The 17425-nt window shown below is 71.1% G+C and carries 13 protein-coding genes; 6 read left to right on the top strand and 7 right to left on the bottom strand.

The annotated features are described in order from the left end of the window. Nucleotides 1–29: 29 nt before the first annotated feature. Nucleotides 30–1607, top strand: coding sequence for an alpha/beta hydrolase (locus tag ACZ4N4_RS42305; RefSeq protein ID WP_467599234.1), 1578 nt, complete (start codon nt 30–32; stop codon nt 1605–1607). 3 nt (nt 1608–1610) lie between these two features. Here the strand turns inward: ACZ4N4_RS42305 and asnB are convergent, their stop codons facing one another. From asnB to ACZ4N4_RS42290, 3 genes are all read right to left on the bottom strand, one after another. After that, entirely contained in the window at nt 1611–3449 is a 1839-nt protein-coding gene (gene asnB, locus ACZ4N4_RS42300) for an asparagine synthase (glutamine-hydrolyzing) (protein ID WP_467599231.1), read from the bottom strand. A 331-nt stretch (nt 3450–3780) separates the two neighbouring features. After that, nucleotides 3781–4584 carry an alpha/beta fold hydrolase gene (locus ACZ4N4_RS42295; protein ID WP_467599228.1) on the bottom strand — a complete coding sequence of 268 codons (804 nt, stop codon included), beginning with the start codon at nt 4582–4584 and terminating at the stop codon, nt 3781–3783. An 89-nt stretch (nt 4585–4673) separates the two neighbouring features. Next, nucleotides 4674–5024 (bottom strand): hypothetical protein, encoded by a 351-nt coding sequence (locus ACZ4N4_RS42290; protein WP_467599225.1) that lies wholly within the window; start codon nt 5022–5024, stop codon nt 4674–4676. A gap of 116 nt (nt 5025–5140) precedes the next feature. Here ACZ4N4_RS42290 and ACZ4N4_RS42285 point away from each other — a divergent pair, with 116 nt between their 5' ends. Continuing rightward, complete coding sequence (locus tag ACZ4N4_RS42285; protein ID WP_453575696.1) at nt 5141–6235, top strand: baeRF3 domain-containing protein; 1095 nt, start codon at nt 5141–5143, stop codon at nt 6233–6235. 67 nt (nt 6236–6302) lie between these two features. Beyond that, nucleotides 6303–7331 (top strand): Gfo/Idh/MocA family protein, encoded by a 1029-nt coding sequence (locus ACZ4N4_RS42280; protein ID WP_467599222.1) that lies wholly within the window; start codon nt 6303–6305, stop codon nt 7329–7331. On the opposite strand, the gene ACZ4N4_RS42275 is transcribed toward ACZ4N4_RS42280, so the two are convergent. Next, nucleotides 7321–9351: a phosphocholine-specific phospholipase C gene (locus tag ACZ4N4_RS42275; RefSeq protein ID WP_467599219.1), complete on the bottom strand. Its 2031-nt coding sequence runs from the start codon at nt 9349–9351 to the stop codon at nt 7321–7323. The two genes, ACZ4N4_RS42280 and ACZ4N4_RS42275, sit on opposite strands and share 11 nt — an antisense overlap. Before the next feature lie 139 nt (nt 9352–9490). Beyond that, nucleotides 9491–9904, bottom strand: coding sequence for an SsgA family sporulation/cell division regulator (locus ACZ4N4_RS42270; protein ID WP_351707504.1), 414 nt, complete (start codon nt 9902–9904; stop codon nt 9491–9493). A gap of 348 nt (nt 9905–10252) precedes the next feature. Between ACZ4N4_RS42270 and ACZ4N4_RS42265 the strand changes: the two genes are divergently transcribed. Further along, nucleotides 10253–11683 (top strand): PP2C family protein-serine/threonine phosphatase, encoded by a 1431-nt coding sequence (locus tag ACZ4N4_RS42265; RefSeq protein ID WP_467599216.1) that lies wholly within the window; start codon nt 10253–10255, stop codon nt 11681–11683. Between the two features lie 53 nt (nt 11684–11736). On the opposite strand, the gene ACZ4N4_RS42260 is transcribed toward ACZ4N4_RS42265, so the two are convergent. Beyond that, complete coding sequence (locus ACZ4N4_RS42260; RefSeq protein ID WP_453575685.1) at nt 11737–13236, bottom strand: DNA-binding protein NsdB; 1500 nt, start codon at nt 13234–13236, stop codon at nt 11737–11739. Nucleotides 13237–13501: 265 nt separating this feature from the next. Between ACZ4N4_RS42260 and ACZ4N4_RS42255 the strand changes: the two genes are divergently transcribed. Both ACZ4N4_RS42255 and ACZ4N4_RS42250 read left to right on the top strand, forming a co-directional pair. Next, complete coding sequence (locus tag ACZ4N4_RS42255; RefSeq protein ID WP_467599213.1) at nt 13502–14641, top strand: aminoglycoside phosphotransferase family protein; 1140 nt, start codon at nt 13502–13504, stop codon at nt 14639–14641. A gap of 254 nt (nt 14642–14895) precedes the next feature. Further along, nucleotides 14896–16881, top strand: a complete 1986-nt coding sequence (locus tag ACZ4N4_RS42250; RefSeq protein WP_467599210.1) for an N-acetylmuramoyl-L-alanine amidase — start codon at nt 14896–14898, stop codon at nt 16879–16881. Nucleotides 16882–16887: 6 nt separating this feature from the next. Here the strand turns inward: ACZ4N4_RS42250 and ACZ4N4_RS42245 are convergent, their stop codons facing one another. Beyond that, nucleotides 16888–17385, bottom strand: coding sequence for a glycosyltransferase family protein (locus tag ACZ4N4_RS42245; protein ID WP_046731250.1), 498 nt, complete (start codon nt 17383–17385; stop codon nt 16888–16890). Nucleotides 17386–17425 lie beyond the last annotated feature (40 nt).

The raw sequence follows: 17425 nt of genomic DNA, 5'->3' as shown, positions 1-17425 counted from the left end.
CTCTCTTCTTTGCCCCCCAGGGTTCTCCCTTGGAGCCCCTCTCTCCCTCCCCCCCCCCCCAACCGTCTCCCCTTGCTCTTTTCAACAAACTCCGACCCCCCCGCGCCGAGCAGCCGGACCTGAGCCGCTTCTACCGGCAGAAGGCCCACTGGACGGCGTGCAAGGACGTGGAGCTGCCCAAGGACATGCAGTGCGCCAAGGTGACCGTCCCGCTCGACTACGCGAAACCGGCCAAGGGCACCATCGACCTGGCGCTGTCCCGGTACCGGGCGACCGGGAAGTCACGCGGCTCGGTACTGCTGAACTTCGGCGGCCCCGGCGGCTCGGGCGTCAGCGGCCTCGGGCAGGCCGGCAAGGACTTCATGAGCCTGACCAACGGCTACGACGTGGTCGGCTTCGATCCGCGTGGGGTCGGCCGCTCCTCCCCCGTCAGCTGCGGCGACGGCCTCGACCAGCCCTCGGACGACGCGAGCACGGACAAGGTCCCCGACGTCGCCCATCCGCAGGCCCTGATGAAGATCCTCGAACAGCTGACGGTCCGGTGCACCCAGAACTCCGGGCCCGTCCTGTCCCACATAGGCACCGTGAACGCCTCCCGGGACCTGGATGTCATCCGCCAGGCGCTCGGCGACAAGAAGCTGAACTACCTGGGCTTCTCCTACGGCACCAAGCTCGGCGCGGTGTACGCGGCGCAGTTCCCGCACCAGGTGGGCCGCATGGTCCTGGACGGTGTGGACACGCTGACCGAGTCGCTGGCCGAGCAGGGGGTGGCGGGCGCCCAGGGGCAGCAGACGGCGCTGGACGACTTCCTGGACTGGTGCGTCACCGACCGGGGGTGTCCGTTCGGGCAGGACCGGCGCAAGGCGGGCGAGGCGGTCGCGGAGCTGGTGCGCTCGCTGGACGAGAACCCGGTGCCGTCCGACTTCGGCGGCTCCTTCACCGGTCAGGACCTGGTGGCCGCCATCGGGCAGGGGCTGTACGGCAGGGAGCTGTGGCCGCTGCTGGAGCGGGCACTGGCCTCCCTGATCGAGGACGGGGACACCCGGGCAGTGCAGAACTTCGCGTCCGGGGGCTACTCCCTCCCGGTCGGGCAGCGGCGCGGCAGCGGGCTGGTGGACAGCGCCGACATCCCCGTGGACAACCTGTCGGCCGCCCTGATGGCGATCAACTGCGCCGACGACCCCGACCGGCCGAGCGCCCGGCGGCTCACCCAGGACGTCGGCCGGCTCGGCAAGGAGTACCAGCAGGCGTCCCCGATCTTCGGCCGGTTCCGGCTGACCCAGGTGCTGCTCTGCTACGGCCGGCCGCGCGGCACCGACTTCATCCGCGACGAGGTGAAGGACGTGCCGTCCGCCCCGATGCTGCTGGTGGGCACCCGCGGCGACCCGGCGACGCCGTACCGCTGGACGCTCGAGACGGCGAAGCGGCTCGGGCCGTCGGCCGTGGTGCTGGACAACCGGGGCGACGGCCACACCGGGTACACGTCCTCCAGGTGCGTGCACGGCAAGGTCGACGACTTCCTGCTGTACGGCACGCTGCCGGCCGACGGCAGCTCCTGCCCGGCGGACGCCGACGCCCGCGGCGCCGGCACCGGCTCGTCGGGCTGAGGCTCAGGACAGGGTCAGCTCGGGGGCGTAGAGGTCGAGCCAGTGCGCCAGGTCGAGGGTGCGTTCCAGGCCGCGCCGGGCGCCCTGGTTGCTCAGCCCGGTCCGGTGGGCCGCGCGGTCCACCTTCTCGCGGTCGACGAGGTCGAAGACCCGGTGGTCGGGCCGGGTCAGCAGGTCCTTGACCTGGTCCTGGAGGGCCCGGCCGTACTCCGGGTCCTGGGTGGACGGGTAGGGGCTCTTGACCCGGTCGTACACGGACTGCGGCAGGACGTCCCGGGTGGCCTCCCGGAGCAGGGTCTTCTCGCGGCCGTCGAAGGACTTCAGGGCCCAGGGCGCGTTGTAGACGTACTCGACCAGCCGGTGGTCGCAGAACGGCACCCGGACCTCCAGGCCGACGGCCATGCTCATCCGGTCCTTGCGGTCGAGCAGCATGCGTACGAAACGGGTGAGGTGCAGGTAGCTCATCCGGCGCATCCGGAACTCGAAGTCGCTCTCCCCGTCCAGGCGCTGGACGTCGGTGACGGCCGAGTGGTAGCCGTCGGCGATGTACGACTCCAGGTCGAGGGACTTGGTGAGGTCGGAGCGCAGTACGTCGGTGTCGTCGCCGAAGTGCCGGCCGGCCAGGTACAGCCAGGGGAAGGTGTCGGCGGTGCGTGCGTCCTCGTCGAAGAACTGCAGGTACCCGCCGAACACCTCGTCGGCGGACTCCCCCGACAGCGCGACGGTGGACTGGTCGCGGACGGCCCGGAAGAGCAGCAGGAGCGAGGCGTCCATGTCCCCGAACCCGGCCGGCAGGTCGCGGGCCCGGATCACCCGCTCGCGGACGGCGGGGTCGGCGAGGCTGTTGACGTCCAGGACGATGTCCTGGTGGTCGGTGCGGGCGAGCCGGGCCACGTCGTGCACGAAGGGCGTGTCGGGGGTGCCCCGCAGTTCGTCGGCGACGAAGTTGTCGGTCTGGCCGACGAAGTCGACGGCGAAGCTGCGGACCTTCTCGCCCTGCACGGCGAGCTGACGGGCAGCCAGGGCGGTCATGGCCGAGGAGTCGAGGCCGCCGGAGAGCAGGGTGCAGCGGGGCACGTCGGCGACCAGCTGGCGGCGCACGATGTCGTCGAGGAGCTCGCGGACGGTGGCGACGGTGGTGTCGCGGTCGTCGGGGTGCGGGCGGGTCTCCAGCCGCCAGTAGGTCCGGGTGCGCAGTCCGTGGCGGTCGACGGTGACGACGGAGCCGGGTTCGACCTCGCGCATGCCCTCCCACACGGCGTGTCCGGGGGTCTTGACCATGGTGAACAGCTCGCGCAGCCCGTCCAGGCCGACTCGGGGTCGGACCAGCGGGTTCGCCAGGATCGCCTTCGGCTCGGAGCCGAACAGGACGCCGTCCGGGGTCGGGTACAGGTAGAACGGCTTGATGCCCATGCGGTCGCGGATCATCACGAGCTTGTCGTGGCGGCCGTCCCAGACGGCGAAGGCGTACATGCCGTTCAGCCGCTCGGCGACGGTGTCACCCCACTCCACATAGCCGCGCAGTACGACCTCGGTGTCGGAGTCGGTGGTGAACTCGTGGCCGCGGTCGGTGAGTTCGCGGCGCAGCTCGGTGAAGTTGTAGGCCTCGCCGGAGTAGACCATCGCGACGGTGCCGTCCGGGGTGCGGACGGTCATGGGCTGGCGGCCGCCGGGCAGGTCGATGATCGCGAGCCGGCGGTGGCCGAGGGCGGCGGGGCCCTCGCTCCAGGTACCGCGGTCGTCGGGACCGCGGCAGGCCATGGTCTCCGTCATTGCATCCAATGCGCGCGTCTCGGTGGTGAGGTCACGGTCGAAGGAGACCCAGCCGGTGATGCCACACATGCGTTACCTCCTGCTGCCGGTCTGCCGGACAACACCCGCCACCTGCGGTTCCACGACGGAAGGCGATTGCCCGAGCGAACCACTTGTATTCAGCACCTATATAGCGAGCGTGCGCCCGGGACCCGGGCCGGTCAACCTGGCCGTAACACGGATGGCCGCCCCGCCTCACTCTTTCGGCCGCGCTTTGCCCGCGCGAGGCCCGCGAACCCGCCCCGCACCGGGCCCCGCCCGCCCGGAACAGGCCAACCGCAAAAACTTCCCCAAACGGAACCGGCGCCGCGGTTCTCACCGGGCGCCGGCCACCTGCCGCAGTCGCTGTCGCGTCCTCGCGCTACGCGTCCGCGCGCTCCTCGCGCACCGGCGCCGCCGCCAGGAACCGGTCCAGCGTCGCCGTCAGCTCGGCCGGCCGCTCCACGGGAAGCTCATGGCCGGCGTCGATGATCCGGACCTCGGCGTCCGGGTAGGCCTTGGCCATCCGCAGCATCTGTCCGACCGGCAGTTGGATGTCGTGATAGCCGTGCACCATCAGGGTGGGCGCGGTGATCTCCCCGGCCCGGTCGAGGACGTCGAAGGCCCGCATGGCGCCGTACAGCGTCATCACGACCTCGCGCGGGGTGTCCGCGGAGGCGCGGACGTACTCGCGTATCTCCTCGCGGGGGTACCCCGGGGCGAAGGCGCGCTGGATGTTGGCCGCGACGAACAGCTTGAACGGCACCAGAGTGGAGGCCGCCATCAGCAGGCCGCGGCCGCGGCTGTACGCCATCCGGCCGATGGAGTTGACCAGCACCATCCGCTCGACCCGCTCGGGGTGGGTGAGCGCGAGGGTCTGGGAGATCATGCCGCCCATGGAGTGACCGACGGGGACGAAACGATCAACCTCGAGATGGTCGAGCAGGGCGACGACGTCCACGGAGAGTTCGGCGATCGTCTTCACGCCGGCCCCGGTGCTCTCGCCGTGACCGCGCAGGTCGAGGCGGATCACCCGGCGGTCCTCGGCGAAGTGCGCCATCTGGTGGTCCCAGCGGTGCCGGTCGGCGGTCCAGCCGTGGATGAACACCAGGGGTGCGGCGGCGCCGTCCCGGGGGCCCTCGTCGTCGTACGTCAGCGCCGCTCCGTCGACTTCGAGCTGCGGCATGGGGGCCTCCTGGGGCGTGATCCGGTTACTGCCGGGTACGGTAACCGGCCGCCCCGGCCGCCGTCATCGGGCGGCCGGCCTCAACACGGTTACAGCGTGCGTCTGATGGCCGCCACGGTCGCCTCGGCGTCGTCCGCGGACACCGCGATCCGGGCGAAGGGCGCGGACGGCGCCAGGTCGACCAGGACGACCGGGCCGTGTTCGTGGACGGCGACGAAGTCCTGCCCGCCCGGGTACTGCCAGGCGCCGACGCAGAACCGGTCGGGCTGGAAGCGGCCCGGGTGCGGTTCGCCGCGCAGCACCCGCCACCAGTCGGGCTCCACCGAGGCCCCGCGCACCTGCGCGAGCGGCACCCTGAGCCCACGGCGGTGGGCGAGCAGCCGCTCCCGCCCTCCCAGACGGACGACGACCTCGTCACCGTCGACGGTCAGCCGGGCCATCGCGCTCACCTCCACCTCTCACCGGACGAATCCCGCCGCGTGATTCCCGCCGCACGAATCCCCTTGGGTTGATTACCCCAAATGCCGCAATGGCGAATCGGCCCTATGGTGCTGGTATGGAGCACGCACTCAGTCCTTCGACCCTCGCCGAGCTGCGCCGCCCGCGCCCCTACCCCGCCGTGTCCGTGCTGACGCCGACGCACCGCCGCGAGCCCGACAACGCCCAGGATCCCGTCCGGCTGCGCAATGTCGTGGCCGAGGCGAAGAAGCAGCTGGAGACCGATCCCGCGGTCACCCGGGAACGCCGCAGCGACCTCTTCGACCAGCTCGACCGGGCCCTCGCCGAGGTCGATCTGGCGCATGCCGAGGACGGCCTGGTGATCTTCGCCGCGCCGGGTGAGCACCAGGTGTGGTCGCTGGCCCGCAGCGTGCCCGAGCGCGTGGTGCTCTCGGACACCTTCCTCACCCGCAACCTGGTCTCGGCCCAGGCCGCCGAGCGGCCGTTCTGGGTGCTGTCGATCTCGGCCGACCGGATCACGCTGTGGAACGGCGGGGTCGACCGGGTCACCGAGAGCGAGGCCGGCGGCTTCCCGATGACCCGCAGCCAGGAGAACTTCGACGCCGAGCGGCTGCAGCGCATCGGAGACATGCCCAGCACCTTCCGCGACGAGGACACCAAGCGCTTCCTGCGGGACGCGGACACCGTGATGGCCGCGCTGCTGCGCGAGGAGCCGCGGCGCCTGTACGTCACCGGCGAGCAGGCCGCTCTGTCCCTGTGGGAGGAGTTCGGCAACGTCGCCAGGAACAGCATCCTCGTGCAGCACGGCGGTCTCACGCACGCCGGTCCGGAGGCCGTGTGGCAGGTGATCCGGCCGCTGCTGGAGGCGGACTCCCGCCGCAACACCGCGTCGGTGACCCGGGAACTCGAATCCGCGCGCGGTCACAGGACGTTCGCGGCCGGTGTCGACGAGGTCTGGCAGAGCGCCCGCGAGGGCCGGGTCCGGCTGCTGGCCGTCGAGGAGAACTACCGCACCGCCGTCCGTGACGACGGCGACCACCTGATCCCGGCCGCGAGCGGCGACCTCGACGCCCGCGACGACATCGTGGACGAGATCGTCGAGCAGTGCCTGGAGACCGGTGCCGACGTCCGCTTCGTCCCGGACGGCACCCTGGGCGACGAGAACGGCATCGCCGGGGTGCTGCGGTACTGACGGCTCCGCTCACTCGGCCGACGTCTAGGCTCTGCAGCGTGATCGTCGGCTGAGAGGGAGTGTGGGCGTGGCAGAACTGCTGGGCGTCGCGGTACTGGGTGCCGGACACATGGGCGCCGACCACATACGACGGCTCGACCAAGTGGTGAGTGGCGCGAGGGTGGCGGCTGTCGCCGACCCCGACCTGGACCGCGCCAAGGAGGCGGTGGCCGGCCTCGACGGGGCCACCGTCCACGCGGATCCGCTGGCCGCCCTGGACGCACCCGGTGTGGAGGCGGTGCTGATCGCCTCGCCCGGGCCGGCACACGAGGAGCCCCTGCTCGCGGCCTTCGCCCGCGGGCTGCCGGTGCTGTGCGAGAAGCCCATGGTGCCGGACTCCACAGGTGCGCTGCGGGTGGTGGAGGCCGAAGCCAGGCTCGGCCGCAGGCTGGCCCAGATCGGGTTCATGCGCCGTTACGACGCCGAGTACCAGCGCCTCAAGACCCTGCTGGACGGCGGCGGGCTGGGCCGGCCGCTGATGCTGCACTGCACCCACCGCAACGTGTCCTCGCCGCCCGGCTTCACCAGCGCCATGGTGATCAACAGCTCGGTCTCGCACGAGATCGACGCGGCCCGCTGGCTGCTCGGCCAGGAGCTGACCGCGGTCACCGTGCTGCGGCCGCAGCCGTCCTCGGGCGCCCCGCAGGGACTGCTCGACCCGCAGCTGGTGCTCTTCGAGACCGACGGCGGCGCCCTCGTCGACGTCGAGGTCTTCGTCAACTGCGGCTTCGGCTACCAGGTGCGCTGCGAGGCCGTCTGCGAGCGCGGCAGCGCCCGGATCGGCGAGGACCACACCATGCTCGTCACCTCGGCGGGCGCCGCCCGCGAGGAGGTGCCCCAGGACTATCTGGTGCGGTTCGCCGACGCCTATGACCGCGAGGTGCAGTCCTGGGTGGACGCCACCCGCCGGGGCCGGGTCACCGGACCGAGCGCCTGGGACGGCTACGCGTCCTCCGTGGTCGCCGAGGCCGGGGTCCGGGCGCAGGAGTCCGGCGGCCGTACGACCGTCGAACTCGCCCCGCGCCCGGACCTGTACGCGGGGGACGTCAGCCGCTGACGCTCGCGGAGCCGGTCTCCAGGTGGCCGGTGAAGCGGCGCGACCAGGTCGCGTCGGAGTCCACCGTGACCGTGAAGTCGTACCAACCGCCCTGGTAGGCGACGGCGTTGAAGTAGTCCTCGGCCGAGGCACCGGCGGCGACCTGATAGGTCCAGGGGCCGTCGGTGCGGTAGTTGTTCGCGGTGATGGTGAACTTCACCGGCGCCGAGCCCGAGTTGGTCATCTTGAACCAGACGGCGAGCTTGCCGGTACCGGGCTCCACGGTGTAACGGGTGCTCACCTCTGCCGACTTGCCGGCCTTGGTCGCGTCGCCCTGGAAGCGGCGCAGGAAGCGGTTGGGGCCGACCATGCTCAGGTCGTACTTGCCGCCGCCGTACCCCGTGCCGATGTTGAAGGAATCGGAGGCGGTGCCGCCCGCGGTCACCGTGTACTGCCAGGGCGTGGTGTCCCGGTAGGCGTTGGGGTGGATGGAGAAGTGCGCCGCACGGGTGGCCGAGGTGCCCTGGTTGGCCATGGTGAACCAGGCGAGGATCTTGCCGCCGGTGCCGAACTCCAGGTGGTCCAGGTACCCGTTGGGCTGGTAGGGCAGTGCACGGGCCGGGCGGGTGCCGGACTCCTGGGCGGGCAGGGCGTTGGTGGTGGGCACCGGGTTGGGCAGCGGACCGCAGGTGGAGAAGCCGATCACGCTGGTCGGGGGCAGGGAGACGGCGCCGTGGACCGGGTTGGCGAAGTCGAAGACGCCGGTCAGGTCGCCGCTCACCGAGCGCCGCCAGGCGCTGATGTTGGGGCAGTTCGCGGGCTTGCCGAGGGCCGCAGTCCAGGTCTCCAGGAAGCGCAGCACGGAGGTGTGCTCGAAGACCTCGGAGGAGACCCAGCCGCCCCGCGTCCAGGGCGAGATGACGATCATCGGAACGCGGAACCCGAAGCCGTACGGCACGCCGTTCAGGAACTCACCGGCCGTGCCGGCGGGCGGCGCCGGGGGCGGGACGTGGTCGAAGTAGCCGTCGTTCTCGTCGTAGTTGAGGAACAGGACGGTCGAGTTGAAGACGTCCTCGTCGGCGGCGAGGGCCTGGTAGACCAGGTTGACGAAGTGGGCGCCGTCGCCGGGGGGCGCGTAGGGGTGCTCGGAGAAGGCCTGGTTGGCGACCACCCAGGAGACCTGCGGGAGGCTGCCCGCGACGATGTCGGCCCTGATGGCGGCGGCGATGTCGTCGGGGGTGGAGCCCGTCACCCGCGGGACCGAGGCCATGCCCCGGTCGTACAGCGGGTTGCCCGCCTTGGCGCCGGCGAAGTTCTTGAAGTAGGCGCAGCCGTTGTCCCCGTAGTTGTCCTGGGCGTTCTGGTAGACCTTCCAGGTCACTCCGGCGTTCTGCAGCGCCTCGGCGTAGTTCTGCCAGGTCAGGCCGGACTCGTCACCGCCGTCGTAGCTGGCTGCGTCGACCTTGCCGCTCCACAGGTAGGTGCGGTTGGGGCCGGTGGCGCTGAGGGTGGAGCAGAAGTAGGCGTCGCAGATCGTGTAGTTGTCGGCGAGCGCGTAGTGGAAGGGAATGTCGGACCGGTCCAGATAGCCGAGGGACCGTACGTTGCCGACTCCCGCGACCCAGTTGTCGAGGCGGCCCTTGTTCCAGGCGGAGTGCTGGGAGGACCACGAGTGCGGCAGGTCGCCGTTGCACTGGGCCAGGGTCTCGCCGTCCTGACCGCCCGCGTCGGGGGTCGCGCTCAGCCTCCAGGGATACTGGCGGCCCGAGCCGTTGGGCTGGTTGAAGACCGGGTAGCCGCCGCTCAGGGTGATACCGCTGCGGTCCGCGAAGCCGCGGACACCCTTGAGGCGCCCGAAATAGTGGTCGAAGCTGCGGTTCTCCTGCATCAGGACGACCACGTGCTGTACGTCCGAGATCGTGCCGGTCGCCGTGGCCGGGGCCGCGGCCGCGGCCGCCGTCCGTGGGCCGGCGCTCACCGCCATGCCCGCCGCCACGGAAGCGCCCAGTCCCACAAAGCCTCTTCGGCTGATCGGTGTCATTCGCCCCGTCCTCGTCACGGGTGTGCCCGTGTGGCACACCGCGCGCAAGGGTGCACGGGGCGTTCATCAGGGTCCGGACCGGAGCGGTGAGAGGGAGTGAACAGAAGTCAAAGTACGCGTCGGTCGCGCCGGATGCCTCTCAGACACCCCCGAACAACGTGCTCAGACCCCGCTCCACGACCGCCTCGACGTCCTCCTCCCCCGGCGCCACCACCTCGTGGGTGCGCTGCAGGAAGCGGACGAGCGCCTGGGTGTCGAACTGGAGCAGGGCGAGCCCGTGCGGCGAGTGGAACTCCACGGCCGTGCGGCCCCGGCCGCAGGGCCAGATGTGCACGTCCCCGCGCCCGGCGGGGACATCGAGACCCTGGTCCAGCAGCGAGCGCGCGAAGGTCCAGGTGACCTCCTCCCCGCCGAGGGTGACCTCGGCGGGGAAGTCGACGAACACGGCCAGCGGATCACCGGAGGTGTACCGGAGCGTGGCGGGCACCGGGACCTCCTGGTCCTCGGCGGTGATCAGCCGGGCGCGGGCGGGTTGCTCGAAAGTGATGTCCATGCCTGTAGGACTCCATAGGTGCCCTTCGCATGACGCGAAATCCGGACAGAGTTGCCGCGGTTGGCCGAGACCCCGACACTGTGAACACAGGCACGTCGAACAGTCGCCCGAGCGCGACACGAAGGCTCTTGAAAGTAAGTCAAGTCGAGTAGTGCACCTACGACTTGCCCACCAGACCGCGTACGTCTTTCATAGCGGTCCACCAGCCCGTGAAGACTCTGGCATATGCCAGAAGCACCACCGTATCGGGTGTTGCCAAATCCCTTACGGGGCGTCGCAGGCTGTGCCACAGTCGTAACCGGTCCCCCGCCCGTCCCTGGCCGTACCGTCCCCGCATCGGAGTGCGTCATGCCGTCCCATGTCTCCGCGGACCGCCCCGCCGCCCAGCCGCCCGGGCATGGCTCGGTCGAGGCGTTGATATCGCAGACGCGGCGGCTCAAGGGCGACGTGGACGCCGTACGACGGGACACCCGGAGCGACGGTTCGGACCCCCGGGACCGCTGGCAGCGCGCGCTGTACGACCTGGCCCTGCACCAGCTCAACGATCTGGACGAGCACCTGGCGCAGCTGCGGGACGGCCCCGTGCCACTGCCGCCCGGACCGGACACCGCGCCGGTGCACCGGTCGGCGGCGGCCGATATCCCGCACGGTTCGCTGCTCAGCCGGGTGGGCAGCGCGGAGTGGAACCTCCTGACGGACGAGGCCAGTTGGTCCGGCGAGCTCTATCAGATCCTCGGCCGCGACCCGGCCGCGCCCGCGCTCACCCTCGACGAACTGCCCGCCCTGGTCCTGGACGAGGACCGACCCGGACTGACGGCGATGGTCACCGACTGCCTGGTCGACGCCAAGCCGATCGACGGCGAGTTCCGTGTCCTGCGGTCCGACGGGCACGTGCGGACCGTGCACATGATGGGCGAGCCGGTGCTCGGCGGCGACGGCAGCACCGCATCGATGTGGGCCGTGCTGCGGGACGTCAGCGAACTGCGGCGCAGCCAGCGCACGGTGCGCGAGACCCGTGACTCGATGCGTCATCAGCACCGGCAGGACCGTACCGAGCAGCGGCTCGCGGCCGAACTGCAGGAAGCCGTGCTGCCGCCGGGGCGCAGTGCGCTGGGGCTGCCACGCGGCGGCCCGGGCACCCTCGACGCCGCCGCCCGCCACCTGCCGTCCGTCGCCGGCGCCCTGCTCGGCGGCGACTGGTACGACGCGCTGGACCTGCCCGACGGCGACACCCTGCTCAGCGTCGGCGACCTCACCGGACACGGTGTCGCCGTCGCCTCGGGCATGACGATGCTGCTGGGCGCCGTACGCGGCATGGCGATGGCCGGTGCCCAGCCGGGGCAGCTCATGTCCCTGCTGAACCAGTTGCTCGACGCGACCGTCCAACCCGCCCTCGGCAGCGCCGTCTGCTGCCGCTACCGCCCCATGACCCGCACCCTGACCTGGGCACAGGCGGGGCACCCCGCCCCGCTGCTGTTCCGCGACGGGACAGGGTGCGTGCTGAGCGCGCCGGACGGCGTACTGCTCGGCGCGACCTCGGGAGCCGGTTACGGGCAGGCTGAAGTGACCCTGGAACCGGGCGATCTGCTCCTGCTGCACACCGACGGGCTGTTGCCCGGGCACAGCGCGGCGGACTCCCTGGACCGTCTCCTCGGCCTGTCCCCGCGGTTCGGGGCGGCACCCACCGCCCAGGACTGCGTCAGGGCCGTGATCGAGGAGTTCGGCGAGACCGGGCGCGAGGACGAGGCCTGCGTGCTCATCGCCAAGGTGAGTGAATAAGGGCGGCTGCCGCCACCCGGATCAACCGGTGAGTCTGGATGCGCACAGGCCTCCTATGCCTGTGCGCTGTTGTTCGTCCCCCTGTTCCTGGCCTTGGGCAGGGCGAGCTTGATCTCCTCCCGCAGGTCCTGGATCCTCGGATAGCTGGAGTATTCGGCGGTGAGCCGGTACATCTGGCGCAGCCGGTCCCAGGTGCGGTGGGAGGAGTTCGATCCCATCGACACCAGGGCCAACCGCGCGTAGTGGCCCGCCTGTTCGGGGTCGTCCGCGATGAAGCAGGCGGAGGCCATGGAGAGGAAGTCGAAGATCTTCGACCGCTCCTGCTTGCTGTCGGCCCTCAGCGTCAGGGCCTTGTCCGCATAGTGCCGGGCGTGCACGGCCGCGCTCGGGTCATGGTCGGCCAGCGTGCGGTAGGCCAGGGCCTGCATACCGTACAGATCCGCCTCGTTGAACATCTGCATCCAGCTCGGCGGCGGCACGTCGCTGCGGTCCGAGACGAAGAGGCTCTCCGCCTGACCGAGGGTACGGCGCATCGCCTGGCCCTTGCCCATCGACGCCTGTGCCCACGCCTCGATGGTGTGGAACATCGCCTGGGTGCGCGGCAGCACCTCGTGACCCGAGCCGGACTGGGCGAGTTTCATCAGGTCGAGCGCCTCGTCGGGCCGGCCGATGTGCACCATCTGGCGAGCCGCCCTGGAGAGCGCCTCCCCGGCACGCGGCCGGTCACCGCCCTCACGGGCCGCGTGGGCGGCGATGACGAAGTACTTCTGGGCCGTGGGCTCCAGGCCGATGTCGTGCGACATCCAGCCCGCGAGCACGGCGAGGTTGGCGGCGACGCCCCACAGGCGCCGCTGGAGATGGTCGGGGTGACGGTAGGCGAGCATGCCGCCCACTTCGTTGAGCTGTCCCACCACGGCCTTGCGCTGCAGCCCGCCGCCGCGGGCCGCGTCCCAGGCGCGGAACACCTCGACGGAGCGCTCCAGTTCCTCGATCTCCTCGGATCCGATGGGGGCGGCCTCGTAGCGGTCGAACCCAGCGGGGTCGGCGTGCAGAGGATCGTCGAGGACGGGGGCGTCGGCCTTCAGGGTGGGGTCGGTGTGCAGCCAGTCGTACATGGCGCTGCTGAGTACGGATCCCGCGGTGAGCGCGGCACCCGCGCCCACCAAGCCGCGTCGGTTGAGCATGAGGTCCATTCCCGTGAATTCGGTGAGGACCGCGGCGGTTCGTTCGGGCGCCCACGGCATGCCGTCGGGATGTTCCACGTTCCCGTCGTCCGGCCGTTTTCCCGTACGCCCGTGCCGTACCAGACCGAGGTCCTCGATGGTCACGACACGGCCGAGACGCTCGGTGAACAGGGCCGCCAGCACCCGCGGCACCGGATCGCGCGGGATCTCTCCCGTGTCGATCCACCGCCGCACCCGGGAGGTGTCGGTCGCCAGCTGGGGGTGGCCCATCGCCGCCGCCTGCCGGTTGACCAGCCTCGCGAGTTCGCCCTTGGACCAGCCGGCCAGGCCGAACAGGTCCGAGAGACGGGTGTTGGATTGTCCGCTCACGTCAAGCCCCCAGGTTCTCGGCTGAGTTGACAGTAGCCCCGTGACGATTGCCGGGCGACTATTCGCCACGGTTCGCCAGGGTGCGCCAGATGGTGTGCCACTGGGCAACGGGTGTCAGGTAGGAACGCGCCACCCCGACCCGGTCGCCACTCGACGGGCACACTCCCCAGGGTGTGTCCGGGCGGCCGGGCCGGGTGGCGCCGAGGACCTCTCGCAGGACTTCTCAGGCAGGCACCGCAGGTACACGAAGGGATCTGTATCGCCCATGTACGCAGCATCGTCCTCCGTGTCCGCCCCGCCCCGGACGCTGCGCCCCCGCCCGGCGGGCAGCGGACCCTATCTCGACCCCGCGCGTACAGGGGCCGCCGTACCGGTCGTGGGCCGGCAACGGCGCGCCGCGGGGCCAGGCACCCAACCGCTCAGCGGGAGACTCGACCTGTCCGGCCCCCAGGGGGCACAGCTGCGCACCGCCATCGCGTCGGTGCACCGGATCTGCCCGGAGTTCGCTCCGGTGCAGGTGCTGCGGCGCTCCGGACGGTCCGTGATCCTCGTCGGGACGACAGGGCGCAGCACGGCAGTAGCCAAGTGTCTACTGGACCAATCCCCCGCTTGGGCGGATCGGATCCGCCACGAAATAGCCGCATACCGCTCGTTCGTCCGGCAGCGGCCCCCGATCCGGGTGCCGCGGCTGATCGCGGCGGACCCGGACAACTGCACGCTGGTGATCGAGCGGATGCCCGGTCGGGTGGCGGCGGTACAGCGCCACCCGGCGGAGGCTCCGCCCCGGGCGGACATCCGGGCCGCCCTGGGCGCGATCTGCCGGCTGAACGCCTGGCGGCCCCCGACCGGCACCTTCGACGCCCCGGTGGACTACGCGGCCCGCATCTCCCGGTACCACGAGCTGGGTCTGCTCACCGACCGGGACATGGGTGACCTGCAGAAGCTGCTGCACGGCATCGCGGTCGCGGCGGGCCGGCAGGGGATGGGCCAGTTCTGCCACGGCGACGCCCTGCTGTCGAACATCCTGCTGTCGCCGGCCGGTCCGGTGCTGGTGGACTGGGAACACGCGGGCTGGTACCTGCCGGGGTACGACCTGGCGACGCTCTGGTCGGTGCTCGGGGACGCTCCGGTGGCGCGTCGTCAGATCAGCCAGATCGCCCAGTCGGCGGGGCCCGCTTCGCGGGACGCCTTCCTGGTGAACCTGATGCTGGTCCTCACCCGGGAGATCCGGACCTACGAGACCGCCGTGCAGCGTTCGATGCACGACGCGACCCCGGCGGCACAGGGTATGGCCCATCCGGGTGCCGCGCCGACCGGCGAGGAACAGCGGCTGCTGCTCCGGCGGCTGCACGACGACTGCCAGCTGGCCCGCCGGGCCGTGCGCGCGGCGGTCGGCACTCGCTGACGGGGACGGGAATCCGCGGTGCGCTCAGGGCAACTGCGCGCCGCGGATTTCTCGGACGGCCGTACCGTTCACTGGTGTACGCCACTGACGCCGCGCAGGCCGGGAGCCTCCGGCGCGAAACTCCCACGATCATCGTATGACATGGGAATTCTCCCTCCTCTGGGCATGATTGACGGATCGTCGGCAAGCCGGTACCACTGAGCCACGCTCAGCCCCGCACGCCCCGCCGCGCTCGATCGCCCCAGGAGGCCGCATTGCGAGGATCCGTCACCGAGCCAGCGCCCACTCGCGGCGGCAGACATATGCGGAGGGCGGCCGCTTCGGTCGGCTCCGCGGCGCTGCTGTTGCCGTTGCTGGGTGCCGCTCCGCCGCCCGGCGAGACCTCGTCGTCCGCCGGACTGCTCCAGCGTGCGTTCGCGTCCGCCGCCGCCGAGTACCACGTACCGCAGAGCGTTCTGCTGGCCGTCTCCTATCTCCAGTCCCGCTGGGACACCCATGGCGGCGCGCCGAGTGTGACGGGCGGCTATGGCCCGATGCATCTCACCGACGCGCGCACCGCGCTGGCCGCCACCACCGAGCACTTCGCCGACGGCACCGAGGACGCCCGCGGCGACAGCGCCCGCCCGGCCCTGCACCCCAGCGTCAAGGTGCCGGCCAACTCCGCGCTCCCGGCCCGCCTCAGGACCCTGGTCCGGGCCGCCGGGCTGACCGGCATCCCGGCGGCCGAGCTGCGCACCGACCCGGCGGCGAACGTGGCCGGCGGTGCCGCCCTGCTGGCGTCCGCCCAGCAGTCCCTGCACCAGCCGCTCAGCGCCGACCCGGCCGACTGGTACGGCGCGATCGCCCGTTTCTCCGGCGCCGACGACTCGGCGACCGCGGCGGCGTACGCGAACGACGTGTTCGACGTCCTCCACACGGGCGAGGAGCGCACCACCGACGAGGGACAGCTCGTCGCCCTCGCCGCCCAGCCGGAGCTGACGGCCGACAGCGCGCAGCTGAAGCTGACCGGGCTGCGCACCGGGGCGGCGGACGACACGGAATGCCCGACAACGGTGTCGTGCGAATGGATCCCGGCACCCTACGAGGAGTTCGGGGACAACGACTACGGCAACCACGACCTCGGCGACCGGCCGGCCTCGCAGAGCATCAAGTACATCGTCATCCATGACACGGAAGGCGCCTGGGACGGAACCATCAACCTGGTCCAGGACCCGACCTATGTGTCCTGGAATTACACCATCCGCTCGACCGACGGTCTGATCGCTCAGCACGTCAAGGCGAAGGACGTGGCCTGGCACGCGGGCAACTGGTACATCAACGCCAAGTCGATCGGCATCGAGCACGAGGGCTTCCTCGCCGCGCCGGACGCCTGGTACACGGAGGCGATGTACCGGTCGTCGGCCCGGCTGGTGAAGTACCTGACCACCAAGTACGGCATCCCGCTGGACCGGCAGCACATCCTCGGCCACGACAACGTGCCGGGGCCGACCACCTCCACGATCCCCGGGATGCACACCGACCCCGGCCCGTACTGGGACTGGCGGCACTACTTCGAGCTGCTGGAGCACCCCTTCAAGCGCACGGCGGGCAAGAAGGGCGGTCTGGTGACGATCCTGCCGGACTACGCCACGAACCAGCCGACGTACACCGGTTGTGTCACCAGTGGCCAGCCGTGCGCCGCGCACGGTTCCAGTGAGGTACGGCTGTACTCCGACCACGACGAGAGCTCGGCACTGATCAAGGACATCGGCCTCGGCAGGACGCCGACGGCCGACGTGAACGATCTCTCCTCGCGGGTCTCCACCGGCCAGCAGTACGCGGTGGCGGACACCTGGGGTGACTGGACGGCGATCTGGTACCTGGGGCAGAAGGCCTGGTTCAAGAACCCGGCGAAGGCGCCGACGGCGGTGACCGCGGCGGGGCTGGTGGTGACGCCCAAGGCGGGCCTGACCAGCATCCCGGTGTACGGCCGCGCCTATCCGGAGGCGTCCGCGTACCCCTCCGGGGTACCCGCGCAGGCGGTGTCGGCGCTGCCGTACACCATCCCCGCGGGCCAGGAGTACGTGGTCGGCGGCGCGGTGCCGGGCGAGTACTACTACGCGGTCACCTTCGACACCGCCTCGCACCGGGTCGTGGTCGGCAAGGACCTGTACTACGAGATCCAGTACGGCCACCGGGTCGAGTTCGTCCGCGCGGCCGACGTGACGGTGGCGCCCGCCAGCAGGTGGGGGCGGAGGTAACCGTCGTCAGCCCTGCTGGAACAGCTCCGCCGGGAGCGGTTTCAGCAGGGCGTACAGGTCGTCCGTGATCGGGCGGTCCCAGGCGGCGATGGTCACGAGGACGCCGTCGCTGCGGTCGAACTGGACGCAGGAGATCCGGCTCTCGGAAAGCTTGAGGCGGCGCACGATCAGCAGGTTGTCCCCCTGCAGCACCGGCATGTCCTCGGTACCGACGACGGTGACGTCCTCGTCGTTCTCCAGCGCGAGCAGGAGCTGGCCCACCTCGAAGGGGACCTCGTCCTCGGCGACCTCGCGGGCCGGGGAGCCCTCGGGGAGGTTGCCGATGATCATCGCGGGGCCGCGGCCGCCGAAGAGGTCGTAGCGCAGGAAGACGCCCTGGCAGGTGCCGTCGGGGGCGGGCAGCAGCCCGGCGCCGAGGTTGCCGGGCCAGTCACCCGGGTCCATGGCCAGTACGTCGAAGTCGGGGCCGGCGGGAGTGGCGCTGCGGCGACGGAGGAACGACATGCGGTCCATGGTACGGGGCCGCGGCGCTTTCCCCACCGCC

Source organism: Streptomyces sp. NPDC026538 (genome assembly GCF_055567535.1).
This window is presented reverse-complemented; position numbering and strand designations above follow the sequence as displayed.